Origin of the sequence: Variovorax sp. 38R, from assembly GCF_014843395.1 — a bacterium.
GTDB classification, from domain to species: Bacteria; Pseudomonadota; Gammaproteobacteria; order Burkholderiales; family Burkholderiaceae_C; genus Variovorax; species Variovorax paradoxus_H.
Window position 1 is genome coordinate 2231487 of record NZ_CP062121.1, and the last position, 15599, is coordinate 2247085.

Annotated in this window: 18 protein-coding genes and 2 tRNA genes; 14 read left to right on the forward strand and 6 right to left on the reverse strand. The window is 65.6% G+C overall.

Annotated features, from left to right (window positions below; translation table 11 throughout):
* Positions 1 to 64: 64 nt before the first annotated feature.
* The 6 genes from IG196_RS09985 to IG196_RS10010 all read left to right on the forward strand — a co-directional run bounded on the left by IG196_RS09985 (position 65) and on the right by IG196_RS10010 (position 5427).
* A complete protein-coding gene (locus IG196_RS09985) occupies positions 65 to 976 on the forward strand; it encodes an alpha/beta fold hydrolase (protein WP_192196019.1) in 912 nt (303 codons plus the stop codon).
* Positions 973 to 2058 carry a tartrate dehydrogenase gene (locus IG196_RS09990; protein ID WP_192196020.1) on the forward strand — a complete coding sequence of 362 codons (1086 nt, stop codon included), beginning with the start codon at positions 973 to 975 and terminating at the stop codon, positions 2056 to 2058. The genes IG196_RS09985 and IG196_RS09990 overlap by 4 nt, the downstream gene beginning before the upstream one ends.
* 212 nt (positions 2059 to 2270) lie before the next feature.
* Positions 2271 to 2543, forward strand: coding sequence for an HU family DNA-binding protein (locus IG196_RS09995; RefSeq protein WP_099796196.1), 273 nt, complete (start codon positions 2271 to 2273; stop codon positions 2541 to 2543).
* A gap of 29 nt (positions 2544 to 2572) precedes the next feature.
* A tRNA-Val gene (locus IG196_RS10000) sits at positions 2573 to 2648 on the forward strand.
* 75 nt (positions 2649 to 2723) lie between these two features.
* A complete protein-coding gene (locus IG196_RS10005) occupies positions 2724 to 4643 on the forward strand; it encodes a SurA N-terminal domain-containing protein (protein WP_192196021.1) in 1920 nt (639 codons plus the stop codon).
* Between the two features lie 109 nt (positions 4644 to 4752).
* The gene (locus IG196_RS10010; RefSeq protein ID WP_192196022.1) at positions 4753 to 5427 is read left to right on the forward strand and encodes a histidine phosphatase family protein; all 675 of its coding nucleotides are present in this window, start codon (positions 4753 to 4755) and stop codon (positions 5425 to 5427) included.
* 6 nt (positions 5428 to 5433) lie between these two features.
* Here IG196_RS10010 and IG196_RS10015 read toward each other — a convergent pair whose 3' ends face one another.
* Positions 5434 to 5766 (reverse strand): hypothetical protein, encoded by a 333-nt coding sequence (locus IG196_RS10015; RefSeq protein ID WP_192196023.1) that lies wholly within the window; start codon positions 5764 to 5766, stop codon positions 5434 to 5436.
* 93 nt (positions 5767 to 5859) lie between these two features.
* Positions 5860 to 6108 (reverse strand): GlsB/YeaQ/YmgE family stress response membrane protein, encoded by a 249-nt coding sequence (locus tag IG196_RS10020; RefSeq protein ID WP_180839016.1) that lies wholly within the window; start codon positions 6106 to 6108, stop codon positions 5860 to 5862.
* A gap of 279 nt (positions 6109 to 6387) precedes the next feature.
* Here IG196_RS10020 and IG196_RS10025 point away from each other — a divergent pair.
* Positions 6388 to 6463 (forward strand) — tRNA-His (locus IG196_RS10025).
* Positions 6464 to 6748: 285 nt separating this feature from the next.
* Entirely contained in the window at positions 6749 to 7096 is a 348-nt protein-coding gene (locus IG196_RS10030) for an H-NS family nucleoid-associated regulatory protein (protein ID WP_056583066.1), read from the forward strand.
* 97 nt (positions 7097 to 7193) lie between these two features.
* On the opposite strand, the gene IG196_RS10035 is transcribed toward IG196_RS10030, so the two are convergent.
* The gene (locus tag IG196_RS10035; RefSeq protein ID WP_192196024.1) at positions 7194 to 8180 is read right to left on the reverse strand and encodes an NADPH:quinone oxidoreductase family protein; all 987 of its coding nucleotides are present in this window, start codon (positions 8178 to 8180) and stop codon (positions 7194 to 7196) included.
* Positions 8181 to 8308: 128 nt separating this feature from the next.
* On the opposite strand from IG196_RS10035, the gene surE reads away from it, so the two are divergent.
* The 5 genes from surE to rlmD all read left to right on the forward strand — a co-directional run bounded on the left by surE (position 8309) and on the right by rlmD (position 13350).
* Complete coding sequence (surE, locus tag IG196_RS10040; RefSeq protein ID WP_192196025.1) at positions 8309 to 9067, forward strand: 5'/3'-nucleotidase SurE; 759 nt, start codon at positions 8309 to 8311, stop codon at positions 9065 to 9067.
* 4 nt (positions 9068 to 9071) lie between these two features.
* Complete coding sequence (locus IG196_RS10045; protein ID WP_192196026.1) at positions 9072 to 9848, forward strand: protein-L-isoaspartate(D-aspartate) O-methyltransferase; 777 nt, start codon at positions 9072 to 9074, stop codon at positions 9846 to 9848.
* Positions 9849 to 9859: 11 nt separating this feature from the next.
* Positions 9860 to 10768 carry a peptidoglycan DD-metalloendopeptidase family protein gene (locus IG196_RS10050; RefSeq protein ID WP_192196027.1) on the forward strand — a complete coding sequence of 303 codons (909 nt, stop codon included), beginning with the start codon at positions 9860 to 9862 and terminating at the stop codon, positions 10766 to 10768.
* Positions 10769 to 10772: 4 nt separating this feature from the next.
* Positions 10773 to 11846: a sigma-70 family RNA polymerase sigma factor gene (locus tag IG196_RS10055; RefSeq protein WP_192196028.1), complete on the forward strand. Its 1074-nt coding sequence runs from the start codon at positions 10773 to 10775 to the stop codon at positions 11844 to 11846.
* 67 nt (positions 11847 to 11913) lie between these two features.
* Positions 11914 to 13350 (forward strand): 23S rRNA (uracil(1939)-C(5))-methyltransferase RlmD, encoded by a 1437-nt coding sequence (gene rlmD, locus IG196_RS10060; protein ID WP_192196029.1) that lies wholly within the window; start codon positions 11914 to 11916, stop codon positions 13348 to 13350.
* Positions 13351 to 13396: 46 nt separating this feature from the next.
* On the opposite strand, the gene IG196_RS10065 is transcribed toward rlmD, so the two are convergent.
* Positions 13397 to 14098, reverse strand: a complete 702-nt coding sequence (locus IG196_RS10065) for a Bax inhibitor-1/YccA family protein (protein ID WP_192196030.1) — start codon at positions 14096 to 14098, stop codon at positions 13397 to 13399.
* A 171-nt stretch (positions 14099 to 14269) separates the two neighbouring features.
* Here IG196_RS10065 and IG196_RS10070 point away from each other — a divergent pair, with 171 nt between their 5' ends.
* Entirely contained in the window at positions 14270 to 14677 is a 408-nt protein-coding gene (locus IG196_RS10070; protein ID WP_099796207.1) for a GlcG/HbpS family heme-binding protein, read from the forward strand.
* A gap of 184 nt (positions 14678 to 14861) precedes the next feature.
* Here IG196_RS10070 and hemP read toward each other — a convergent pair whose 3' ends face one another.
* Positions 14862 to 15074, reverse strand: coding sequence for a hemin uptake protein HemP (gene hemP, locus IG196_RS10075; protein WP_099796208.1), 213 nt, complete (start codon positions 15072 to 15074; stop codon positions 14862 to 14864).
* A 103-nt stretch (positions 15075 to 15177) separates the two neighbouring features.
* Complete coding sequence (locus IG196_RS10080) at positions 15178 to 15591, reverse strand: ExbD/TolR family protein (RefSeq protein ID WP_192196031.1); 414 nt, start codon at positions 15589 to 15591, stop codon at positions 15178 to 15180.
* Between the last annotated feature and the right edge of the window lie 8 nt (positions 15592 to 15599).

Sequence of the window (15599 nt, forward strand, 5' to 3'; positions counted from 1 at the left end):
ACGGAAAGTATGAATTGGCTGATTGTTGCTTGATGGCCGCGGGGGTGCAACGCACAATCGTGGCGTGACGGCCTCTTTCCTCGACTTCCCCCGCTTCGACATCGCCCGCGATGGCGTGCGCATCCACGGTCGCATCGGCGGGCAGGGCGCCCCCTTGCTGCTGCTGCACGGCCATCCGCAGACGCATGCGATCTGGCACCGCGTGGCACCCGCGCTGGCCGAGCGCTTCACGGTGGTTGCCGTGGACCTGCGAGGTTATGGCGACTCGGGCCGCCCGGCGGCCGACGCCGAGCACGCGGTCTACAGCAAGCGGGAGATGGCGCGCGACGCGCTGGCCGCCATGCGTCACCATGGCTTCGAACGCTTCGCGGTGCTCGCGCACGACCGCGGCGCGCGCGTGGCGCACCGGCTCGCGGCCGACCATCCCGGCGCGGTCGAGCGCATGCTGCTGCTCGACATCGCGCCGACGCTGGCGATGTACGAAGGCACCTCTGAGGCGTTTGCCAAGGCCTACTGGCACTGGTTCTTCCTGATCCAGCCGCCGCCGCTGCCCGAGGCGCTGATCGCCTCCGACCCGGTGCGCTACATACGCAGCGTGATGGGCGGGCGGCACGCGGGGCTCGCGCCGTTCGCGCCCGAGGTGCTGGCCGAGTACGAACGCTGCATCGCCATTGCCGGCACCGCCGAAGCCATCTGCGAGGACTACCGCGCCTCCGCCACCATCGACCTCGTGCACGACCGCGCCGACATCGCTGCCGGCCGCCGCCTTGCACTGCCGCTGCGCGTGCTGTGGGGTGAACACGGGGCCGTGGGGCGCGCGTTCGACGTGCTCTCGCTGTGGCGCGAGCGTGCCGACGACGTGTCGGGCCGCGCGCTGCCCTGCGGCCACTACATCCCCGAAGAAGCCCCCGACGCCTTGCTGGCCGAGGCGCTGAATTTTTTCGTTTCCCCTGAACACCCAGGAGCCACTTCATGAGCACTCACAGAATCGCAGTCATCGCCGGCGACGGCATCGGCAAGGAAGTCATGCCCGAGGGGCTGCGCGTGCTCGATGCGGCGGCGCGCAAATTCGGCATCGACCTGAAGTTCGACCACTTCGATTTCTCGAGCTGGGACTACTGCGAGAAGCACGGCCAGATGCTGCCCGACAACTGGAAAGACCAGATCGGCGGTCACGACGCCATCTTCTTCGGCGCGGTCGGCTGGCCCGAGAAGATTCCCGACCACGTGTCGCTGTGGGGCTCGCTGCTGATGTTCCGCCGCGAGTTCGACCAGTACATCAACCTGCGTCCCGCGCGACTGATGCCCGGCATCATCGCGCCCGTGGTGCGCCGCGACGGCTCGCCGCGCGCGCCCGGCGAGATCGACATGTACATCGTGCGCGAGAACACCGAGGGCGAGTACTCGAGCATCGGCGGGCGCATGTACCAGGGCACGCCGCGCGAGATCGTGGTGCAGGAAACCGTGATGTCGCGCATCGGCGTCGACCGTGTGCTGAAGTTCGCGTTCGAGCTTGCACAGTCGCGACCGAAGAAGCACCTGACGAGCGCCACCAAGTCGAATGGCATTTCGATCACCATGCCGTACTGGGACGAGCGCGTGGTGGAAATGGCCAAGGGCTACCCGGGCATCACGCTCGACAAGTTCCACATCGACATCCTCACGGCGCACTTCGTGCAGCGGCCCGACTTCTTCGATGTGGTGGTGGCAAGCAACCTGTTCGGCGACATCCTGTCCGACCTGGGCCCGGCCTGCACCGGCACCATCGGCATCGCGCCGAGCGCCAACCTCAACCCCGAGCGCACCACGCCCTCGCTGTTCGAGCCGGTGCACGGCTCGGCGCCCGACATCGCCGGCCAGGGCATCGCCAACCCGATCGGCCAGATCTGGTGCGGCGCGATGATGCTGGAGTTTCTCGGCCACAAGGACGCGCACGACGCGATCCTGGCGACCATCGAGAAGGTGCTTGCGCCCCAAAGCGGCGCACCGCGCACCCCCGACATCGGCGGTCGGGCGAGCACCAGCGACCTCGGAAAGGCAATTGCCGAGGCCCTTTGAAAAGTACGTCGCGAAACGCCCCTAAAATCGCGCGCTCCGCTGGGCTGCGCAGCGGCGTGTCTTATTGACACCCCGCAGACCAGTGGTTGTAATCCTCGCTGGCAGTGCGCTGCCGAGGCGTCAGGCCTGCCATGTTCTTGAGTCGCACCCGTCGCGGCCAGGTCGCAGCTGACGAAAGCCGACCAACTTTATTTCTTCGACAAGGGGCCCTTGTGAACAAGACCGAACTGATTGAGCACATCGCAAAGAACGCCGATATTTCCAAAGCCGCAGCGACCCGTGCGCTCGAATCCACCATTGGCGCCATTCGTACCACGCTCAAGAAGGGCGGCTCCGTGTCGCTCGTCGGTTTCGGCACTTTCGCAGTAGGTAAACGCGCAGCCCGCACCGGCCGGAATCCCCGCACCGGCGAGGCGATTAAAATCAAGGCAGCCAAGATCCCGAAGTTCCGTCCCGGCAAGGCGCTCAAAGACGCGCTGAACTGAGGCTGTAGACTCGGAGAGTATTTCAGGTGGGGTGCTTAGCTCAGTTGGTAGAGCGGCGCCCTTACAAGGCGTAGGTCGGGGGTTCGAGCCCCTCAGCACCCACCACCACCCGATGCAAAGGCGAACACCGGTTCGCCTTTTTTATTGCCTTCCGGCGCCCGTCCAAAAGAGTGTTCAAGCATGTTTGATACCTTCCGCAAGTACAACAAGATCGTGATGATTTTCTTGTTCTTGCTGATCATTCCCTCGTTCGTCTTCTTCGGCGTCGAGCGTTACCAGGGACTCGGCGGCGACGAGAAAGTGGCCCGCATCGAGGGCCACGACATCACCAAGCCGGAGTGGGACCAGCAGCACCGCGTCGAGACCGACCGCATCCGCCAGCAGTCGCCCAACGTCGATCCGACGCTGCTCGACTCCGACGCGCTGCGCTACGCCACGCTGGAGCGCATGGTGCGCGATCGCGTGCTGGCCACCGCGGCGACCAAGGCCAACGTGTCGGTGTCTGAAGACCGCCTCTCGCGCATGTTCGCGCAGGACGCCGGCCTGGCCGCCTTCCGCACGGCCGACGGCAAGTTCGACCGCGAAGCCTTCCTTCGCGCCACCGGTCGCACGCCCGAACAGTACGAAGCCTCGGTGCGCGCCGATCTCGCGTCGCAGCAGGTGCTGCTGGGCGTGACCGGCACGAGCTTCGCGCCGCCGGCACTGACCGCGGCCACCGTCAATGCGTTCTACGACCGCCGCGAGATCCAGGTGGCGCGCTTCGCCCCCGAGAGCTTCGCGTCGAAGGTCACGGTCAGCGATGGCGACATCGAGACCTACTACAAGGACCACACGGCGCAGTTCCAGGCGCCGGAGCAGGCCAGCATCGAGTACCTCGTGCTCGACCTCGAAGCCGCGAAGAAGAACATCGTCGCGAACGAAGCCGACCTCAAGACCTACTACGAACAGAACACCGCGCGCTTCGGCACCAAGGAAGAGCGCCGTGCGAGCCACATCCTGATCACCGCGCCGGCCAGCATGTCCAGCGGCGACCGCGCCAAGGCGAAGACCAAGGCCGAACAGCTGCTGGTTGACGTGAAGAAGGCGCCCGCCACCTTCGCCGACGTGGCACGCAAGAACTCGCAAGACCCCGGCTCGGCCGAGAAGGGCGGCGACCTCGACTTCGTCACGCGCGGCGCGATGGTCAAGCCTTTCGAAGACGCGATGTTCGCGCTCAAGAAGGGCGACATCAGCGACCTCGTCGAGACCGAGTTCGGCTACCACATCATTCACCTGACCGACATCAAGCCGGCCGTGGTGCCGCCTTTCGAGAAGGTGCGCGCGACCATCGAGAACGACGTGCGCGCCCAACAGGCCACGCAGGAATTCGCGAAGGCTGCGGAAATTTTCACGGACACCGTGTATCAACAACCCGAGAGCCTCAAGCCGGCCGCCGAGAAGCTGAAGCTCACGATCCAGACAGCGACCAACGTGCCGCGCACGCCCGCGCCGGGCGCCACCGGCCCGCTGGCCAGCCGCAACTTCCTGCAGGCGTTGTATGCCTCCGACTCGCTCGAGCGCAAGCAGAACACCGAAGCCATCGAAGTCGGTCCGAGCCAGCTCGCATCGGGCCGCGTGACGCAGTACACGGCCGCGCATCCGATTCCACTGGCCGAGGTGAAGGACAAGATCCGCGCGCAGCTCATCACCGAACGCGCCGCGGCACTCGCCAAGACTGAGGGCGAAGCCAAGCTCGCTGCCTGGAAGGTGAAGGCCGACGGCGCCACGTTCGGCGCGCCGGTCACGGTGTCGCGCATCGACGCGCAGTCGCAGCCTGCACCGGTGATCGACGCCGCATTGCGCGCCGATGGCGCCAAGCTGCCCGCGCTGCTTGGCGTGGACCTGGGCGCGCAAGGCTACGCCGTGGTCCGCGTGACCAAGGTCGTGCCGCGCAAGCCGCCGACCGCCGAACAAGCGCAGCAGGAAAGCATGCAGATCGCCCAGTCGGTGACCGCCGCCGAAGCCGCTGCGTACTACGAGCTGCTGAAGCAACGCTTCAAGGTCGAGATCCTCGTGCCGAAGCCGGCCGACACGCTGCCGACCGCTGCAGCAGCGCGCTGATACAGACGAGCAACTGCTGCTCGCAACAAGCCCGGGTCCGACGACCCGGGCTTTTTTTTGGTCGCACGAGGGACAAGCGCTGTTCGCGCTTCTTGCCAGAATCCGGCGCATGGGAACCCTTTACCTCGTGCGCCACGGACAGGCCAGCTTCGGTGCTGCCGACTATGACAACCTGAGCGAGCTCGGACACCGGCAGGCCGTGCGCCTCGGCGAGTACTGGCGCGAGCGCGGCATGCGTTTTGATGCCGTCATCACCGGCACGCTGAAGCGCCACAAGCAGACCTGGGAGGGCATCGCGCAGGGGCTCGGGCTGTCGCGCGACGATGTGCTGCCGTGGCCGGGGCTCAACGAGTACGACAGCGAGGCCGTCATCGCGACGGTGCACCAGGGCAAGCTTGAGAAGCCCGATTCACCCGAGATGTACCGCCATCACTTCCGCTTGCTGCGCGACGGGCTGGGCGCGTGGATGCAGGGCCGTACGGCGCCGGTCGGCATGCCGAGCTACATCGACTTCCTGGCCGGCGTGACCACGGCGCTGGACCATGTGCGCGAGCGGCACCATGGCGCGAAGGTGCTGGTGGTATCGAGCGGCGGGCCGATCAGTACCGCGGTCGGGCACGTGCTGGGCACCAGCGCCGAGACGACCATCGAACTCAACCTGCGCATCCGCAACAGCTCGGTGACCGAGTTTGCCTTCACGCCGAAGCGGCACATGCTCGTGACCTACAACACCTTGCCGCACCTCGACGGCCCGGCGTACGAGGACTGGGTCACTTATTCCTGAACAGCGTCAGGCCTGCCAGACGCCATAGCCGGCGCGGCGCAGGGCGATGCCCAGGTCGACCTCCATCAGGCGCGCATCGTCATACGGCATCGGGTTGTGGCGTTCGTAGAGCGCAGGCAGCAGCCGCACGCCGAACTCCTGCACGAAGCGGTTGGCCTGAATGCCGGCTTTGTGCTTGTCGAAGCGGATGTCGGGGTCCAGGCCGGTCATGCCGACATAGACGAAGGGCTTGCCGAGCTGGTAGTCGGGGTTGGCGCGCCGGAAGCGGCCGTTGTTCCAGACGCGATCGTCGAGTTCGATCACATAGACGTGGTGACGGGCGCGGGGTTTGCGGGGCATCGGCGGGGAGGCCTCGCGAGGCTGGCTGAAGAAGTGTGGGGGTTCAGGCAGCCGGAGCCGCCGGCCGCGTGGCGCGGCACGGCGTCACGGGCATCAGCTCTTGCGCTTGATGAGACCGTAGAGAACCAGCAGCACGATCGCGCCCAGCACGGACGCGATGAAGCCGGCGCCCTGGCCGGCGGTGTACCAGCCCATCGCCTGGCCGAGGTAGGTCACGCCCACCGAACCTGCAATGCCGATCAGCGTGGTCACGATGAAGCCAGCGGAATCGTTGCCCGGCTTGACGGCCCGCGCCACGAGACCCACGACGAACCCGATCAGGATAGTCCAGACGATGCTCATGAAGAAGTTCCTTTGAAGAAGTGAAAGTGGCGGGAGCCGGGCCCGGCTGGGCCGCTCGCATTCATGATAGCGGAGGCATTCGCGCGTCGGCGCGGGTCACGTACATCGAACGGGCGACTGCGAAGTTATGCCCATGGGGCAGGGCGCGTGTGTGGCGGCAGGCCATCGCGAGCGGCCTCCGAAGGTGGTCGGGCCGCATGTCGATGTGGCATTTCGGCGTCTTTGGTGATCGCAAGAGTGAAAGCCGCGATTTTTAACGCTACAATCAGAGGCTCTACGGTGGCTGTAGCTCAGTTGGTAGAGTCCCAGATTGTGATTCTGGTCGTCGTGGGTTCGAGTCCCATCAGCCACCCCAAAAAATTCCGTCCCTGCGCTATTTTTCAATAGCACCCAAGGGATTCCAACGCCGGGCTTGCCCGGCGTTGTCATTTCTGGCTTCGCCGTCGCTTCAAGCGCCCGGTTGCTCGCCGCATTCTTTCCCCGCCGTCTCCGATTTTGGAAGTGCCCAAAATGGTGCGTGCGTGTTGCGCCTTGTTGCATTCAACCAATGCGTCTGCATTTTTCTGCTGAAAAGGCGCTTGTGGCAAAAGCGGTTTGAATTAGAATTCAGCCGTTTTCAATTCACAACAGGAGTCCAACAATGGCTTCGTCACTCGCCGATATCAATTCCCAGATCCAGAAGCACGACGAGCAGATTGCCCAATTGCGCAAGCAGGCCGAAGACCTGCGTAACCAGGAACGGGCCGGCGTGATCGAAGAAGTGCGCAGGAAGATTGCGGAATACGGTTTGACCGCTTCCGATCTGAAGCTCGGTGGTGGCCGTGCCGCCGCAACCAAGCGCAGCGCAGGTCCTGCAGCCGCCAAGGCCGCCGCCAAATACCGCGGCCCGACGGGCGAAACCTGGTCCGGTGGCCGTGGCCGCAAGCCGCGCTGGGTCACGGAAGCCCTGGCAGCCGGCAAGTCGCTCTCGGATTACGAGATCAAGTGATTGCCTGCAGAATCAGTTGGACATTCGCCCAATAAAAAAGCCCGCTTCGGCGGGCTTTTTTATTGGGAAGCGCACATGCGGATGCGCGCTCGTCCGATCAGTTCACCATCACCAGTTTTCCCTTGACGCCGCGCGATCCCATGTGCGCATAGGCGGCCTTCAATTCGGCCATCGGCATCGTGCTGTCGATCACGGGCTTGATTTTTCCCTGGCCGTACCACTGGGCCAATTCGGCCATCATCTGTGCATTGGCCTTGGGTTCGCGTTTGGCGAAATCGCCCCAGAACACGCCCACGAGCGACGCGCCTTTGAGCAGCGTCAGATTCAATGGCAGCGACGGGATCGGGCCCGACGCAAAACCGACCACCAAATAACGGCCGCGCCAGCCAATCGAGCGGAATGCCGGTTCTGCGAAATCGCCACCCACGGGGTCATAAATCACATCCGGGCCTTTGCCGTCGGTTGCGGCTTTGATGGCGTCGCGGAAACCATTGGGCGGTGCGTGCGTCGTGTAATTGATCGTCGCGTCGGCGCCGATCGAGCGGCAGAGTTCGCACTTCTCGTCGGTCGATGCTGCTGCAATCACTTTGGCGCCTGCCGCCTTGGCGATCTGGATGGCCGCCGTGCCCACGCCGCCGGCCGCGCCGAGCACCAGCACGGTTTCACCGGCCTTGAGCTGCGCGCGGTCCATCAGCGCGTGCCACGAGGTGGCGTAGATCATGATGAAAGCGGCGGCATCCACGTGGCCGAAGCCTTCGGGCAGCGGCATGCACAGCGCGGCGGGTGCCAGCGTGTGGGTGCCGAAGCCGCCGGTGCCCGAGAGGCACGCCACGTTCTGGCCGACCTTGAGGTGCGTCACGCCTTCGCCCACCGCCTGAATCACGCCCGCATATTCCGATCCGGGAACGAAGGGCAGCGGCGGCTTCATCTGGTACTTGTTCTGCACGATCAGCAGGTCGGGGAAATTCAGGCTGGCCGCCTTGATTTCGATCAGCACCTGGCCCGGGCCCGGCGTGGGGGTGGGCAGTTCTTTCCAGGTCAGCGCGTCGACGCCGGTGGGGTTTTCGCAAAGCCATGCGTGCATGCTCGGGGTCTCCTTCGAATGAGTCGTGTGGGCAATGAATTCGGGGCGATGATAGGCGCCGCTGTGGTGCGGCGTTGTCCCTGCTGCGACGCACCCCGCACCTACAATCCGCTGCACCCAGAAGCACCATGAAGATACTTATTTCCAATGACGATGGCTTTCAGGCGCCGGGCATCGTCGCGCTGCACGACGCGCTCAAGGACATCGCCGACGTCGAGGTGGTGGCACCCGAGCACAACAACAGCGCCAAGTCGAACGCACTGACGCTGGCCGCGCCGCTGTACGTGCACAAGGCGCACAACGGTTTCCGCTACGTGACGGGCACGCCGGCCGATTGCGTGCACATCGCGCTCAAGGGCCTGCTCGACTACCGCCCCGACCTCGTGGTCTCGGGCATCAACAACGGCGCCAACATGGGCGACGACACCATTTATTCAGGCACCGTGGGCGCGGCGATGGAGGCCTACCTGTTCGGCATCCCGGCCATTGCGTTCTCGCAGATCGAAAAGGGCTGGGCGCATGTCGATGCGGCGGCCCAGGTGGCGCGCCGGCTGGTGCAGCAGATCGAGCGCGAAAAGATGCTTGGTGGTCCTGCCTTCCTGCTCAACGTGAACGTGCCGAACCGCCCGTTCGACGAGCTGAGGCCGGTCAAGGTGTGCCGCCTCGGCCGCCGCCACGCCGCCGAAAAGGTGATCACGCAAGACAGCCCGCGCGGAGAAACTATGTACTGGATCGCCGGCGCAGGCAGCGCCAAGGACAGCGGGGAGGGCACGGACTTCCACGCGACCGCGGCCGGCCATATCGCACTGACGCCGTTGCAGATCGACCTGACGGACCACGCCAACCTGGGCCAATGGCGCGAGACGGTTGCACGTCTCGGCAATTGACGACATGGCGACCCCTCCACGGCCCAGTTTCCCGGTTCGACTGACCCCCACTGCCTCGGCCGCCACGCGCGGGCGCATGCCCGCTGTGCCGGTCAAGCCGATGGTGCCGTCCACGCCCTCGATGGCCTCCGACGCCATACGGGCGCGCATGGTGCAGAGGCTCGCGGCCCAGGGCATCAGCGATGCGCGCGTGCTGCGTGCCATGGGCGCGGTCGAGCGGCACCGTTTTGTCGACAGCGCGCTGGTCAACCAGGCCTACGAAGACACCAGCTTGCCGATCGGGCTGGGGCAGACCATTTCCAAGCCCAACGTGGTGGCCCGCATGATCGAGCTGCTGCTGGGCGCGCCGGCGCTGGCCGGCAAGCCGCAGGACCGGCTGGGCCGCGTGCTCGAGATCGGCACCGGCTGCGGCTACCAGGCCGCGGTGCTGAACGAAGTGGCCACCGAGGTCTACAGCATCGAGCGCCTGCGCGGGCTGCACGAGCGCGCGCGCATCAACTTGCGGCACTTCCGGCTGGCCACCGTTCACCTGATGCTGGGTGACGGCATGATCGGCTACGCCAAGGGCGCGCCGTACGCGGGCATCATCGCGGCGGCCGGTGGCGAGTCCGTGCCCGAGGCCTGGATCACACAGCTCGCCGTCGGCGGGCGCATCGTCGCGCCAACCCATTCCGCCACCGGCGGACAAGCCCTTGTCGTGATCGACAAGACCCCCCGGGGACTCGAGCGGCGCATTCTTGAGGCGGTTCACTTTGTCCCCCTAAAATCGGGCATCGCTTGAAGGAATAACAAATGCAGGGTTTTGGCAATCGGAGTTTGTTCGCAGGCATCACGTTGGCAGTTGTGCTCGTGATCGCGGGCTGCTCCGCACCGCGTGGTCCCGCACCGGTCGAAGACCGGGGCACGATGACGCGCGCACCCGGGGCGACGACGCCCGGTGGTCCCCCCATCACGACCGATGCGTCCGGCAAACCGCTCGCCGGTATCGAGAACTACGGCAAGCCCGGCTACTACGCCGTGCGCCCCGGCGACTCCATCCGCCGCATCGGCAGCGAGACGGGCCAGCGCTGGCAGGACATCGTGCGCTGGAACAACCTCGACAACCCCGACCTGATCGAAGTCGGCCAGGTGTTGCGCGTGATTCCGCCGAGCGGCGCGAGCACGGCGGTTGCCACGGCTCCGTCCACCACGGCGCCGTCTGCCACTGAGGCGACGACCAAGCCGGTGGCCCCGCAGGCGTCCGTCACGCCGGCCATGCCGGCCAGCGGCGCGAGTGGCTCCACCAAGCCGCCCGTCACGGCCTCGCCCTCGGGCCCGAGCAGTTCGGGCGACGACGACCTGGGCTGGATCTGGCCTGCCAGCGGTTCGCTCATCGCCGGGTTCGACGAAGCCAAGAACAAGGGCTACGACATCAGCGGCAAGGCCGGCGATCCCGTGCTGGCCGCGGCCGACGGCCGTGTCGTCTACGCCGGTGCCGGCCTGCGCGGCTACGGCAACCTGATCATCCTGAAGCACAACAACACCTACCTCACGGCGTATGCGCACAACCAGACGCTGCTCGTGAAGGAAGACCAGTCGGTTCAGAAGGGCCAGAAGATCGCCGAAATGGGCAACAGCGACGCCGATCGCGTGAAGCTGCATTTCGAGATCCGCCGCCAGGGCAAGCCCGTCGACCCGTCGCGTTACCTGCCCAACCGGTGATGCCATGGCTGCCTCCCGCCCTCGCCGCACACTGCCCGTGCGCGGGCTGGCGGGGCAGGGCAGCCCTTCACCCCAAAACAACGGCGGTCGCAATGGCCACCAGGACAGCGGCGACGAGCCGCTGAGCGCGGACTCTCTTCCCGACGACCCCACCGCGGATCCGTCGATTCCCTCTGCAGCATTGACCCCGCTTCACGGCGCGACCGCCGAGGTCATGGGTGGCGAGGGCGCCGATGCCCTGACCATCTACTTGCGCCAGGTCCGGCGCACCGAGCTCTTCACCCCCGCCGAGGAATACACCACCGCCTGCGCCGCGCGCGCCGGCGACTTTGCGGCGCGGCAATCGATGATCGAGCACAACCTGCGGCTCGTGGTCAACATCGCCAAGAACTACCTGGGGCGCGGCATGCCGCTGTCCGACCTCATCGAGGAAGGCAACCTCGGGCTGATGCATGCGATCACCAAGTTCGAGCCTGAGCGTGGGTTCCGCTTCTCCACCTACGCCACCTGGTGGATCCGCCAATCGGTCGAGCGCGCCGCCATCACGCAGGCGCGGGCGATCCGTCTGCCGGTGCATGTCGTGCGCGAGCTGCAGCAAGTCTTAAGGGCGCGGCGCACGCTCGAAGGCGACGCCGACTTCATGGCGAGCCGCCCGGACGGCGTGCGCGTCGAGGACATGGCCGCGCTGCTCGGTCGCGATGTGCAGGGGGTGACCGACCTGCTGGCGCTGGCCGAGGCGCCGCGTTCGCTCGATGCAGGCGACGCGCACGGCGAAGAAGGCTTCACGCTGGCCGACACCGTGGCTTCCGACGACGAGCAGGGCAACCCGGCCGGCGTGACGCACACGCACGAGGTGGAGCGCCTGCTCGACCAATGGGTGCAGGCCCTCAACGCCCGGGAGCGCGAGGTGCTCGAAGGCCGCTACGGCCTGCACGACCGGGAACCCGAAACGCTCGAGGTGCTGAGCGTGCGGCTGGGCCTGACGCGCGAGCGCGTGCGGCAGATCCAGAACGAGGCGCTGGCCAAGATGCGCAAGCAGCTGGCACGCTCCGGCGTCGGCCGCGACGCGTTGTTCTAGCCGCCTGACAGAAAGAAGGTAACCCGTCACGGCCGGACCACCTCGGCCACGCTGAGACAATCGGGGGATGACGGAATCCATCGAAGAAAAGAAAGTCCCCGCGAGCCCCGCCGATGAATGGCTCCAGGTCGAGTCGCTCGACCTGGACGCACAAGGCGTTTCACACAAGTCCGACGGCATGGTCGTGTTCATCGAGGGCGCACTGCCTTTCGAGGAAGTGCAGTTCAACGTCCATCGCCGCAAGAACAACTGGGAGCAGGGCACGGTCACGCAGATCCGCCGCGAATCCTCGCAACGCGTGCGCCCCGGCTGTCCGCACTTTGGCCTCCACACGGGCGCGTGCGGCGGCTGCAAGATGCAGCACCTCGACGCCGCCGCCCAGGTCGCGGTGAAGCAGCGGGCGCTGGAAGACAATCTCTGGCACCTTGGCAAGGTCAAGCCCGAGAACGTGCTGCGTCCGCTCGAAGGCCCGGCCTGGCACTACCGCTACCGGGCGCGCCTGTCGGTGCGCCATGTGGTCAAGAAGGGCACGGTGCTGATCGGCTTCCACGAGCGCAAGAGCCGCTACCTGGCCGACATGCAGGTCTGTCCCGTGCTGCCCAAGCAGGTCAGCGCCATGCTGATGCCGCTGCGCGCGCTGATCGGTTCCATGGATGCGCGCGAGACCTGCCCGCAGATCGAGCTGGCCTGCGGCGACGCGCCGGATTCGACCGCGCTGGGCACCATCGCCCTGGTGCTGCGGCACCTCGAGCCGCTGTCGGATGCCGACATCGGGCGGCTCAAGGCCTTTGCGGCCGAGAACGAAGGCGTTCAATGGTGGCTGCAGGCCAAGGGCCCGGACACCGTGAAACTGCTGGAAGAGGGCGGCATGCCGCTGGCCTACCGCCTGCCCGCGTTCGGCGTGACGATGCCGTTCAAGCCCACCGATTTCACCCAGGTCAACCCGCACATCAACCGCGCGCTGGTTGGCAAGGCGCTGCGCCTGCTCGACGTGAAGCCCGAAGAGCGCGTGATCGACTGGTTCTGCGGCCTGGGCAACTTCACGCTGCCGCTGGCCAGCCAGGCGCGCGAGGTGCTGGGCATCGAGGGCAGCGACACGCTGGTGGCGCGCGCGACCGAGAACTTCAAGAGAAATCAGCCTGCAACGCCCGAACGGCGCGCGCTGTCGGCCACCCAGTTCGTGACGCGCAACCTGTTCGAGATGACGCCCGAGATGCTGGTGGCCGACGGCAGCGCCGACAAGTGGCTGGTCGACCCACCGCGCGAAGGCGCCTTCGCGCTCGCCAAGGCGATGGCCGACCTGCACCTGCAGCCCGAGCTTCGCACCAGCGGCTGGACGCCGCCGAAGCGCATCGTGTACGTGAGCTGCAACCCGTCGACGCTGGCGCGCGATGCCGGCCTGCTGGTGCACCAGGCGGGCTACCGCTGCACCTTCGCAGGGGTGGTGAACATGTTCCCGCACACGGCGCACGTCGAGTCGATTGCGGTCTTCGAGCTGGAATGAAAAAAGGCCCCACGGGGCCTTTTTTCTTGGGGTCGGGGGACGCCGCTCAGTCGCGCTCGCCGCCGAAGATGCCCAGCAGGGCCAGCAGGCTCTGGAACACGTTGAACATGTCCAGGTACAGGGCCAGCGTGGCGCTGATGTAGTTGGTTTCGCCGCCGTCCATGATCTGCTTCAGGTCATAGAGCATGTAGGCCGAGAAGATGCCGATGGCGGCCACCGAGATCACCAGCATGCCGGTGCTCGAGCCCACGAAGACGTTGATGACCGCGCCGAGCATCAGCACCAGCGCGCCGACGAACAGGAACTTACCCATGCCCGACAGGTCGCGCTTGATGACCGTGGCCAGCGAGGCCATCACGAAGAACACGCCTGCGGTGCCGCCGAAGGCCGTCATGATCAGTTCGGGGCCGTTCTTGAAGCCGAGCACCATCGCGAGCAGGCGCGAGAGCATCAGGCCCATGAAGAAGGTGAAGCCCAGCAGCACCGGCACGCCGGCGGCCGAGTTCTTGGTCTTCTCGATCGCGAACATGAAGCCGAAGGCGCCGCCGAGGAAGACGATCAGGCCGAGCCCGCCGGTGAGCGAGCGCGTAATGCCGGTGCTCACGCCGACCCAGGCGCCCAGCACGGTGGGCAGCAGGCTCAGCGCCAGCAGCCAGTAGGTGTTGCGCAGCACGCGCTGGCGTTCGGCCTGCGGCAGTGTCTGGCCGTAGCCGGTGGAAGTGTCGAGGGTGGTCACACGGTCGTTCATGGCCGAAGCTCCTGAGGTTGCTGCATGCAATGACACGCAGTTGGGCGCATTCTAGGGGGCTGCAAGAGGGGGTATTGCAAAGACCGTATGCCCGATGTTCTTAAGCCCCGGCGGGACGCTGCAGCGCCCCGCCGTTATGCTGTCGGGTTTCGACGCAACCTGAGCTTATTCATGAAGACCAAATCATTCCTCGAACTCGCCGACGTCAAGGCCATCGCCGCTGCAGCGGAAGCCGAGGCCCTGAAGAACAACTGGGCCGTGACCATCGCCATCTCCGACGACGCCGGCAACCTGCTCTGGCTGCAGCGCCTGGACGGTGCCGCCGCGCTGTCCTCGCACATCGCCCCCGCCAAGGCGCACACCGCCGCCATGGGCCGTCGCGACAGCAAGGTCTATGAAGACATCATCAACGGCGGCCGCACCGCGTTCCTGACGGCGCCCCTGGTGGAAGGCCTGCTCGAAGGCGGCGTGCCGATAGTCAAGGACGGCCACGTCATCGGCGCCGTGGGCGTGAGCGGCGTGAAGTCGAACGAAGACGCGCAGATCGCCAAGGCCGGCATCGCCGCACTCGGCCTGTAAGCCTTTTCGCTTCGCCCAAAGCAAAACGCCGACCATCTGGTCGGCGTTTTCGTTTTCGGTGCTTCAGCGTGAAAAAAAGCTTGGCTAGTCGGCGAACCGTTGGCTAGCAAAAAACGACCCTTCGGAGATGAATCTCCTCGAGTCGCCCCACGATGAAACTTGCGCGAGGGGCGGGCTGATCGACTTACTTGGTCAGGATCAGCTTGCCGAGTTTGGTGGCTTGAAGCCGGTAGAGCGAGCCGTTGTGCATGATGCCCACGGTCTTGCTTCCTTTCAGAAGCTCCGTGCTTTCGACCATCGGCGCCGGGCGCGCCACCTGGATCGATGCATGACCGCCACCCGATTGGTCGAGCGAAGGGTGGTTCAGAACAGAAAAGGCATTCGGGGTGGCTGGCATCTGGAGTTCCTTTATGGAAGCGATGAGTGAATGATAATGATTCTCAATATAAAGTCAATCGTCGCGATCAACTTTTTTTCGATCATTTGCTCATTCGTTCAGATCACTTCGTGTCGGGCTCGGTGATGAAGCCGATCTTGCGCACGCCGGCTTCACGCGCCTCGGCCATGGCCTTGGCCACGCGCTCGTAGCGCACGGCCTTGTCGCCGCGGATGTGCAGCTCGGGCTGCGGTTCCTTGGCGGCTTCGGCGGCCAGGCGGTTCGGCAGTTGGCCGTCGTCGATCTTCTCTTCGTTCCAGTAATAGGAACCGTCGGCCGTGACGCTGAACAGGATGTTCTGCGGCTTGGGCTGCTCGGGCTCGCTGCTGGCGCGGGGCAGGTCGATGTTCACGGCGTGCTTCATGACCGGCACGGTGATGATGAAGATGATCAGGAGCACCAGCATGACGTCGACCAGCGGCGTCATGTTGATCTCGTTCATCACCTCATCGGGTTCGTCTTGGGTTCCGAAAGCCATGGTGCTGC

Coding starts and splice junctions, on each gene's coding strand:
- IG196_RS09990 (WP_192196020.1), top strand. CDS start 973: ATGAGCACTCACAGAATCGCAGTCATCGCCGGCGACGGCATCGGCAAG.
- IG196_RS10005 (WP_192196021.1), top strand. CDS start 2,724: ATGTTTGATACCTTCCGCAAGTACAACAAGATCGTGATGATTTTCTTG.
- IG196_RS10010 (WP_192196022.1), top strand. CDS start 4,753: ATGGGAACCCTTTACCTCGTGCGCCACGGACAGGCCAGCTTCGGTGCT.
- IG196_RS10015 (WP_192196023.1), bottom strand. CDS start 5,766: ATGCCCCGCAAACCCCGCGCCCGTCACCACGTCTATGTGATCGAACTC.
- IG196_RS10020 (WP_180839016.1), bottom strand. CDS start 6,108: ATGAGCATCGTCTGGACTATCCTGATCGGGTTCGTCGTGGGTCTCGTG.
- IG196_RS10030 (WP_056583066.1), top strand. CDS start 6,749: ATGGCTTCGTCACTCGCCGATATCAATTCCCAGATCCAGAAGCACGAC.
- IG196_RS10035 (WP_192196024.1), bottom strand. CDS start 8,180: ATGCACGCATGGCTTTGCGAAAACCCCACCGGCGTCGACGCGCTGACC.
- surE (WP_192196025.1), top strand. CDS start 8,309: ATGAAGATACTTATTTCCAATGACGATGGCTTTCAGGCGCCGGGCATC.
- IG196_RS10045 (WP_192196026.1), top strand. CDS start 9,072: ATGGCGACCCCTCCACGGCCCAGTTTCCCGGTTCGACTGACCCCCACT.
- IG196_RS10050 (WP_192196027.1), top strand. CDS start 9,860: ATGCAGGGTTTTGGCAATCGGAGTTTGTTCGCAGGCATCACGTTGGCA.
- IG196_RS10055 (WP_192196028.1), top strand. CDS start 10,773: ATGGCTGCCTCCCGCCCTCGCCGCACACTGCCCGTGCGCGGGCTGGCG.
- rlmD (WP_192196029.1), top strand. CDS start 11,914: ATGACGGAATCCATCGAAGAAAAGAAAGTCCCCGCGAGCCCCGCCGAT.
- IG196_RS10065 (WP_192196030.1), bottom strand. CDS start 14,098: ATGAACGACCGTGTGACCACCCTCGACACTTCCACCGGCTACGGCCAG.
- IG196_RS10070 (WP_099796207.1), top strand. CDS start 14,270: ATGAAGACCAAATCATTCCTCGAACTCGCCGACGTCAAGGCCATCGCC.
- hemP (WP_099796208.1), bottom strand. CDS start 15,074: ATGCCAGCCACCCCGAATGCCTTTTCTGTTCTGAACCACCCTTCGCTC.
- IG196_RS10080 (WP_192196031.1), bottom strand. CDS start 15,591: ATGGCTTTCGGAACCCAAGACGAACCCGATGAGGTGATGAACGAGATC.